The organism is Ruegeria sp. BG11 (assembly GCF_056538565.1).
This window is the reverse complement of sequence record NZ_JBQFTH010000027.1, coordinates 1-8030: the sequence shown is the minus strand read 5'-3', so window position 1 is coordinate 8030 and position 8030 is coordinate 1. Positions and strand designations below refer to the sequence as shown.

At 58.0% G+C, this 8030-nt stretch carries 8 protein-coding genes and 1 pseudogene; 6 read left to right on the top strand and 3 right to left on the bottom strand.

From position 1 onward, the window contains the following. Positions 1 to 91 (top strand): annotated as a pseudogene (locus ACR0JF_RS23025) (FAD binding domain-containing protein); the annotation flags it as partial. Between the two features lie 51 nt (positions 92 to 142). On the opposite strand, the gene ACR0JF_RS23020 reads toward ACR0JF_RS23025, so the two are convergent. Beyond that, positions 143 to 1033: an FAD:protein FMN transferase gene (locus ACR0JF_RS23020; RefSeq protein WP_170663391.1), complete on the bottom strand. Its 891-nt coding sequence runs from the start codon at positions 1031 to 1033 to the stop codon at positions 143 to 145. Next, positions 1030 to 3093, bottom strand: coding sequence for a 4Fe-4S binding protein (locus tag ACR0JF_RS23015; RefSeq protein ID WP_170663389.1), 2064 nt, complete (start codon positions 3091 to 3093; stop codon positions 1030 to 1032). Before ACR0JF_RS23015 ends, ACR0JF_RS23020 begins: the two co-directional genes overlap by 4 nt. Before the next feature lie 200 nt (positions 3094 to 3293). Here ACR0JF_RS23015 and pqqA point away from each other — a divergent pair, with 200 nt between their 5' ends. From pqqA to pqqE, 5 genes are read left to right on the top strand one after another with little or no spacing between them, the layout of a single operon-like run. Then, on the top strand, positions 3294 to 3401 hold the full coding sequence (gene pqqA, locus ACR0JF_RS23010; protein WP_152460716.1) for a pyrroloquinoline quinone precursor peptide PqqA: 108 nt from the start codon (positions 3294 to 3296) through the stop codon (positions 3399 to 3401). A gap of 26 nt (positions 3402 to 3427) precedes the next feature. After that, positions 3428 to 4315, top strand: coding sequence for a pyrroloquinoline quinone biosynthesis protein PqqB (gene pqqB, locus ACR0JF_RS23005; protein ID WP_170663388.1), 888 nt, complete (start codon positions 3428 to 3430; stop codon positions 4313 to 4315). After that, on the top strand, positions 4312 to 5040 hold the full coding sequence (pqqC, locus tag ACR0JF_RS23000; protein WP_170663386.1) for a pyrroloquinoline-quinone synthase PqqC: 729 nt from the start codon (positions 4312 to 4314) through the stop codon (positions 5038 to 5040). Before pqqB ends, pqqC begins: the two co-directional genes overlap by 4 nt. Next, a complete protein-coding gene (gene pqqD, locus ACR0JF_RS22995) occupies positions 5037 to 5324 on the top strand; it encodes a pyrroloquinoline quinone biosynthesis peptide chaperone PqqD (RefSeq protein WP_170663384.1) in 288 nt (95 codons plus the stop codon). The genes pqqC and pqqD overlap by 4 nt, the downstream gene beginning before the upstream one ends. Further along, entirely contained in the window at positions 5321 to 6400 is a 1080-nt protein-coding gene (gene pqqE / locus ACR0JF_RS22990; RefSeq protein WP_170663382.1) for a pyrroloquinoline quinone biosynthesis protein PqqE, read from the top strand. The genes pqqD and pqqE overlap by 4 nt, the downstream gene beginning before the upstream one ends. A 493-nt stretch (positions 6401 to 6893) precedes the next feature. Here pqqE and ACR0JF_RS22985 read toward each other — a convergent pair whose 3' ends face one another. Further along, entirely contained in the window at positions 6894 to 7880 is a 987-nt protein-coding gene (locus tag ACR0JF_RS22985) for a helix-turn-helix domain-containing protein (RefSeq protein ID WP_170663380.1), read from the bottom strand. Between the last annotated feature and the right edge of the window lie 150 nt (positions 7881 to 8030).

Below are 8030 nucleotides of genomic sequence, written 5' to 3'. Positions count from 1 at the left end.
GAACATGATCGCCGACCTGCATGGCAGCAAAGACTACCGCGCGCATTTGGTTGGGGTGATGACTAAACGCGCCGTCCAAGACTGCTCGTAATCGCATAGGTGATAAAACCTAAAGCCCCGGGGCAAAACCCCGGGGCTTTTGTTATGATCGGAAGGTCCGGACAGACCCATTCTGGTGAACACAAATTACAGTGGTGCTCTTGGGTGTCCGATCCAGGATGGTTTGAATCTCACCCTCATCCGCATGGCAAAGCGCCGTTGACAACGCATCTGCCGATGTCGCGTCTGCAGCCTGAACGCTGACTGTCGACCATTGGGGTGGGTGCATGGTTTTTGGATTCAGGACGTGAAAATGACCACCACCCAGTCGCAACGCAGCTGGGCTGGAGGTGGCAATCGCTTGATCTTTGAGCGACCGGGTCTGAACGACACCGTATTGGCGATCGGAGATGCCAAGGGTCCAGTTGCGCCCTGCGGCGTAGTACTCACCGATATTGACGAGTACGTTCCCCCAACCCGCCTGACGCAGCACCTCTGTGACCAGATCCGTGGCGTAGCCCTGTGCAATACCATTCAGCGTCAGTGCCTGGCCGGCATCCAGCGCAATGTAATCGGGCGAAATCTGAACCCGGTCCCATCCAAGGGCTATGCGCGCGGCATCAAGATCTCCATTCTGCGCTGCTGCTTGCCACAAGGGTTGAACGGTTGGATCAAAAAGCCCGTCGGTCTGCCGGTAGGCGCTATCGCAGGCCCGAAGAAGCGCCAGCATTTCGGGCGCGGGTGCTTTCAGGTGGCCAGAACGGTTCAACCGAGACAAGTCGGAATTCGGCCGATAGAGGCTGAACAATGCTTCGTAGCGTTCAAGCTCGGCTCGGATGCGGGCGATGGCGGGTTTGGCGACCTGGGGAGGAGCGTCAAATGTTAGGCTGACCTCGGCACCCAAAGCGTATCCCTGCCATTTTGTGGGTTGGGCCGCAGCCGGGGTCGCCAGCACGGCGGCAGAGATGGCAAGGAAGCGGCGGCGGTTTATCATTCGGCGGCGACCTCTCTGGCTTGGCGTCGAGCGGCGACAATCAGAGGCACGCATTTCGTGCTGTCGTCATGGATCGTCACACAGTCAAGGCATTGAAAGCACTCATCGTATTGGATTCGTCCGCTCTTTGCGATGGCCCCGTATTTACATTTGACCTTACACAACTGGCAAGGAGAGCCGCATTCCGCGCGTCGGTCGATCCAATCTCGCCCGCGCAACAGCCCTCCGATCGCCATGAAGGCGCCAAGCGGGCAGACATAGCGGCAAAATCCCTTGAACAGCACCATTCCGAGGAACAGCCATCCCGCCGCATAGGCCACGTAATACCATTCCCGCACAAAGAAGGTGGTGACCGCGGTTTTGAAGGGTTCAACCTCGGCGGCTTTGTCCACCTGATCGGGGGCGACGAACACAACGCCCACAAGGCCCGCGAGGATGACATATTTCAACCATTTCAGACGCCTGTCCCAGGCCTCGGACGGTTCAATTTGCGGCAGGCGGAGGGCTTTGCCAAGGTGATGCGCGAACTCCTGCATTGCGCCGAAGGGACAGAGCCAACCGCAGAACAGCCCCCTGCCCCATGCGATGAAACCGGCTATGGACACCGCCCAGATCAACAAGGAAAACGGGTCATACAGAAGGAACGCGAAACTGCCGCCTTCGACTGCTGCCCTGAGCGTTCCAAGAACGGTGACGATGGACAGCTGCCCTTGCCCCCACCATCCGACAAAGCCAATGACAACGGCCAACACGCCCATGCGGAGGGGCGTGAACAAAGGTTGGGCCGCCAGTGCATTCATGCGAAAGCTGAGCGCAGCGATGAGACCTGTCAGGAAAATCCCCAAAACGATCATGTCGGCCTGACGGTTGCGGAGCGCCTCAAGCCATGGCGGGACCGGCGTGATCTGAACCGGACGGGTAAAGAACCGCTCGGGCGTGACATGCGGCACCTCAAGCGTGACCGAGCCTGTTTCGGGCTGGAACATGCCGTGTTCCCGCACGGCCAGCACCTTCAGAACCCAATCGCGCGAAGGGTCAAAGCCCAACCTACGGTCCGTGCGCAAGATCATGGCGGTGCCATCGGGCAGACCATTGGCCAGCTCCACGAACAGATCGGCATCTCGCAGGGCGACGGGGAAACCGTCCTGTTCCGCCGACAGCCAGTCTGGCGCGGTATTACGCACGAAGTCCTCGCTGACCAAACCGTGGCGAGCAGTTTCGATCACCAGGATCGGTTCATCATTGTCCGAGATTTCGAGAAAGCTCTGGAGGTCGTCGAAACTGTCCTCGGCCAGCGCAGCGCGGGCGATTGAAGTTGGGCCCAGATCAACGACCCAGATATCCAAGTATGGCTCATCCGGATACTCCTGCGCCTCGGGGTCATCATCCTCCCACAAGGTGCCTGCAAACAAGGCGTCGACTTGCGCGTTGGTGTAGGTTTTGCGCGTGGCGATGCCCTGATCGACGAGATCCTGCCAGGTCAGGTCCTCCTGATACTCGGGGTCCGGAAAGGCGGGCGGCGCGGTGGCCAGCCCCTGCATCTTTTCGCGGGCCACCGCCAGCGCGGCCCCCATGACGGATTCGTGGGCAATGCGCACGCTGGCCGTCGCCTTGGTGACGCCATCCAGATAAACTAGCTGTGAACCCGCCGCCGCATCGCCATAGGGCGTTCCCACTACAATCGAATCCGAAATCGACAGCCCGCCATATTGTTCAAAGAACTTGTGAAACGGGGCCTCACCCAGACCCGAGACAAAGATCGGCTCATTGTGTTCGATCAGTTGAACATCCAGAAAGCGCCCCTCAAGGTCCAGCACCACCAGCATGTTGATCGGCGCACCCGAAAACCCCGGCAAGGGGGCCAACGGTTCGGATTCAAACACATATCCGGCCTCACTGCCGCCCGAGTTCAGCAGGCTGTAGACCCCGTCATCGTTCAGCGCATCACCCAGCGAAAACGGGGCGCGGATATAGGTTTCGATCTGCTCACGCGGCAAAGGCTCTGCCTGAACCGACAGGCCGCTGAAAAGCAAAAACACAAGTAACAGGATCGCGCGCATGGGCGTGAGACTATATTTCCCCCTGCGCCCATGACATTCGACGAAAGTCCTAAGTCCCGCCTCTACGACCCCAAGGTGGTTGACGCAGCCGCTCCAGCCCTCAACACTACACCCCATCCCTACGACCAAAGGAGCATTTTCCGAAAATCGTGCCGGTAGTAGGTTTTTTAACAACGCCAGTCATTCATCGGGAGGACACTATGACCTGGAGCACACCGAAGCTGAAAGAAGTGAACTGCGGTATGGAGATCAACATGTATTCTCCGTCCGAGGACGAAGGCCGCGAGTACGAGCCCGACCTGTTCTGATCACGTAAACGCAGCGGAGGCCCAAAGTGCATTTCCTGGTTCTTGGGGCTTCTGCAGGTGGCGGTTTGCCACAATGGAACTGCGGTTGCCGGAATTGCGAGGACGCCCGTAAGGGCAAGATCCCGCCCTCCGGCCAATCCTCTTTGGCAGTGTCCCCAGATGGTCTGAATTGGAGCATCCTGAACGCTTCGCCTGATATTCGCCAGCAGATGCTGGACAGCCCCAAAATGCACCCCCGCGCGCTGCGCGACACGCCTGTGGCCTCGGTCCTGCTGACCAACGGGGATATCGACCATATCGCCGGGTTGCTCAGCCTGCGTGAACAGACCCCGTTCACCCTGTTTGCCACGGGAGATATACTAGATGTGCTGTCCCAAAACCGGATTTTCGATGCGGTAAATCGCGAGAAGGTCGACCGCCGCCAGATTGCGCTAGGCGATGAATTCACCCTTCAAGTGGGGCTGCATGCGCAGCTCTTTGCAGTGCCCGGCAAGGTGCCCTTGTTCATGGAGGGCGACAGCGTCCAGACTGATCTATTGGGTGAACAGACCGTGGGCGTCCGGCTGACCACCGCCGAAAAGACCGCCTATTACATCCCGGGCTGCGCGCAGGTGACCGATGACCTGTTGGCCCGAATTACGGATGCCGATCAACTGTTCTTTGACGGCACGCTTTGGGATGATGATGAGATGATCCGCACCGGAACCGGCGTGAAAACCGGGCAGCGGATGGGTCATATCTCGATCAGTGGACCCGAGGGGTCGATCGCCCGACTGCAAGATATCCGCGCCGCGAAAACCTTCATCCACATCAACAACACCAACCCTGTTCTGCAACCTGACAGCCCGGAACGCGCCTTTGTGGAAACCGCAGGCTGGACCATCGCCTATGACGGGCAGGAGATCACGATATGAGCCGCGAAACTCTTGAGGCCCGCCTGCGTCAGATCGGGGCAGAGCGTTATCACGACAAACACCCGTTTCATCACCGGCTGCACAGCGGGGAATGCACCCCCGATCAGGTACGCGCCTGGGTGATCAATCGGTGGGCCTATCAGGCGGCGATTCCGATGAAGGATGCCGCCTTCATGTCGCGCTGCACCGATCCCGATATCCGGCGTGAGTGGCGATCCCGTATTGAAGACCATGATGGCGGCGTGACCGAGGGCGGCGGTATCCGGCGCTGGCTGAAATTGGCCGAGGCCGTGGGGCTTGATCCCGACTATGTCGCCTCGAGCCGCGGTATCCTGCCCGCGACCCAATTCGCCGTCGACGCCTATGTGCATTACGTGCGCGAAAAACCTCTGTTACAGGCGGTCGCGTCTTCTCTGACCGAGTTGTTTGCCCCCAAAATCCACGAACAGCGGATTGAGGGCCTGTTGCAGCACTATGACTTCGCCAATTCCGACAGCCTGTCCTATTTCCAAAAACGTCTGACCCAAGCCCCCAAGGACGTGGCATTCGGCCTGAACTGGGTTTTGGACCATGCGGACACAGAGGAAAAAGAAGATATGGCCTGCGAGGCGCTGATCTTCAAAACCAACGTACTGTGGGCGCAGCTCGATGCGCTCTGGTCCGGGTATGTAGAACCGGGCCTGATCCCGCCCGGCGCATGGAAACCGGGGGAAGGCCTGTTATGACGCTTGAGCTGCACCAGTCCGACCGCCCCTATCTGCCGCGCGGCGTGCGGGTTCAGCGCGATACGGTGCGTGACCGCATGGTCCTGCAGGCCCCGGAAAAGGTGATCGAACTGGACGATATCGGCGTCGCCATCCTGTCGCGAGTCGATGGTAAGACCTCGTTTAGCCAGATCGTCACCGATCTTGCCACTACCTACGGCGCCCCTGCCGATCAGGTCGAAACCGATGTTCAACGATTCCTGCAGGCCTTGCGCAGCCGTATTTATGTAATGGTGCAAAAATGACCGCCCCAGCACCCATCGCGCTTTTGGCCGAACTTACCCACCGCTGCCCGCTCCGCTGCCCCTATTGCAGCAACCCTGTGGAGCTTGAGCGCAAAGAGTCCGAGTTGGACACCCAGACCTGGGCGGATGTATTCCAACAGGCCTTCGACATGGGCGTCCTGCAATTGCACCTGTCGGGGGGTGAACCCGCCTCGCGCCGCGATCTCGAAGACCTGACCGCGCAGGCCGCCCGTATCGGGCTTTACACCAACCTGATCACCTCCGGCATCGGGCTGACCCCCAAACGGCTGGACCGGCTCGAGGCGGCAGGGCTGGACCACATCCAACTGTCCTTGCAGGGCACAAACGCCGCTCTGGCCGATCGCATCGGCGGCTATCGCGGCGGCTTTGACCGAAAGATGGTCATCGCCAAGGAGATTGGTGACAGGGGTATCCCGCTGACCCTGAACGCGGTCATGCATCGCCACAATCTTGATGATCTGGATCGCACGATCGAAATGGCCGTCGAACTGGGCGCCCGCAGGCTCGAGGTCGCTTGTGTGCAATTCCACGGCTGGGCGCTGCCGAACCGCGCCGCACTGCTGCCGACGCTTGAGCAGACCCGGGCCGTTAAAGACACCGTTGCCCGCGCCCGCAGGGACTTGCGAGGCGTTCTGGCCATCGACTTCGTACCGCCTGATTATTACTCAGACTTCCCCAAGGCCTGTATGGGCGGCTGGGGGTCAACAGGCCTGAGTATCACGCCCAACGGCACCGTCCTGCCCTGCCATGCGGCGCAGACAATCACCCATCTGGAATTCGAGTCCGTGCGCGATAAAGCTTTGTCGGACATCTGGCACCACAGCAGTGCCTTCAACGCCTATCGGGGAACCGCTTGGTTGCCCGAACCCTGCCAAAGCTGCGAGAGGAAAGAGATCGACTTCGGAGGTTGTCGGTGTCAGGCGATGGCCTTTGCGCAAGATGCCGAAGCCACAGATCCCGTTTGCAAAAAGTCACCTCTGAATAGCCGGGTCAAAGATGTTTTGGACGCCATGTCAGCCAATCCTGAAAATGAATTCATCTATCGCAAAGCGTGACCCCCAACCAAGTTCTATGGCGGGCAGAAATATCTTCGGACATCTGTTGTAGCGGATTGCGGCACGCCGCAAATCCTTGGATCTGCAGAGCATGATTTCGATCCAGTTACGCCCTTTGTAGTGACCTTTGTCGTATTTGACAGCCTGCTTGCGTCGCCTTCGACCTTCGACCTTCGAAACAGGCCTGCATCCCTTTTTCTTTCGACGCATCTCAGATGCCGGTCAGTGTCTTAGCCACGGTCTCCAATCAGCCAGTCAACATCTGACACGCTGCTAAGTAAGGCCCGCATGCCGATTTAGTCGCTAGCGTGCCGGCAGAAAAAAAGGTTTACCGGACGCCCTTGGCTATCACAGATATCGTGCTACTTGGTCTTCGCGCCACGATAGGCGCAGCCAATCAGGCGTCCACGCCCTCGTTTTTGAACGCCAGACTGTTCGCTATTAGGTGCTTTTGCGCATCCAGAAACTACACACTGAATTGAGAGCTCTTGTTCTATTCACACCCAAGATACCGCCGCTTCCGGCTCTCTTCGGGAGTAGATTTGCAATGTTTGAAGAAGCTCCGGGACATGGCGGAACGGGACGAAAACCCAGTCGCGGCAGCAACTTCTGCAAAGGGCATGTCCGTGTATTTAAGCAAGATCCCAACCCGCTCCAAACGCAACTCTTTGTAAGTGTCCAGAAGCTTCGCATTTGTTTTGCTGAGATATCTTCTCTGAAGCTGCCGGACAGACGTACCGACTGTCGCGGCAAGTTCTGAAATGCTCAACGGGTCTTCGATATGCTTCATCATGGTCGCCAGCGTATGAATGACCACCTCGTCCCCTTTGGCTTCGCCGATGAGCCGATTGGCAATTTGACTCTCGGTTTTCTTCCCTGGCTCGCTCAAACCGACATATCTGCGTAGCGCATCAGCAATATGTTGACCTTGATCATCCGAAACGAGCTCAGAAAGTAATCCCATAGCACTGATGCGGGTATTAGCGCTGTGCAATCGACCATCTGACGCCAGGCAAGTTGATGCCCCGCAGCTGACAATTCCCTGCTCAATGGCTGCCGCTTCAAAAGTGGCATGCACTGCAGCCGCCCTAGGTTCCGAGCCTGCCATCTGTGCCAGCAACATCACGGCGCCGCCGACCAAAATCACTCTGGGTGACAGATTCATCACTTGCAAAACCCAAAGCTTTTGGTCTCCTGCTGGGCACCATGCACTCTCTAAGTCGCCCCAGAAGACCGCAGTCCGTCCAGCCCAATCAAGTGGTCCACCAACTTTGTCGGTAGCAACAACACGTGTTGTCACCGCATAGGCGTTTTTAGCGATCAATGTGTTCAACGCATGGAAAAACTCCACGACCAATTCTGCTGATGCCCTATCCTCTTGGGAGCGCAGAATGACTTCGATGTGATGAGGGCGTTCTTTTGCCACGTTGGCGATTTGAGCTGCACCTACGTGACAATTTTGTATGACATAATGCTTCATCAGAACCACCAACTGGTTTGATTGGGTTAGGTGAGAGAAACATTGTTCCCTTCGATGACCCCCGCCTTTCGGCGGGGTCTTTTAGTTTTATTCTGCGGCTTCTTCGTATGCTTCCATTGGTGGGCATGTGCAGACAAGGTTTCGGTCTCC

Bases quoted from the DNA above. Each gene is read 5' to 3' on its own strand.
- pqqD (WP_170663384.1), top strand. From the start codon at position 5,037: ATGACGCTTGAGCTGCACCAGTCCGACCGCCCCTATCTGCCGCGCGGC.
- ACR0JF_RS22985 (WP_170663380.1), bottom strand. From the start codon at position 7,880: ATGAAGCATTATGTCATACAAAATTGTCACGTAGGTGCAGCTCAAATC.
- pqqE (WP_170663382.1), top strand. From the start codon at position 5,321: ATGACCGCCCCAGCACCCATCGCGCTTTTGGCCGAACTTACCCACCGC.
- pqqA (WP_152460716.1), top strand. From the start codon at position 3,294: ATGACCTGGAGCACACCGAAGCTGAAAGAAGTGAACTGCGGTATGGAG.
- ACR0JF_RS23020 (WP_170663391.1), bottom strand. From the start codon at position 1,033: ATGATAAACCGCCGCCGCTTCCTTGCCATCTCTGCCGCCGTGCTGGCG.
- pqqC (WP_170663386.1), top strand. From the start codon at position 4,312: ATGAGCCGCGAAACTCTTGAGGCCCGCCTGCGTCAGATCGGGGCAGAG.
- ACR0JF_RS23015 (WP_170663389.1), bottom strand. From the start codon at position 3,093: ATGCGCGCGATCCTGTTACTTGTGTTTTTGCTTTTCAGCGGCCTGTCG.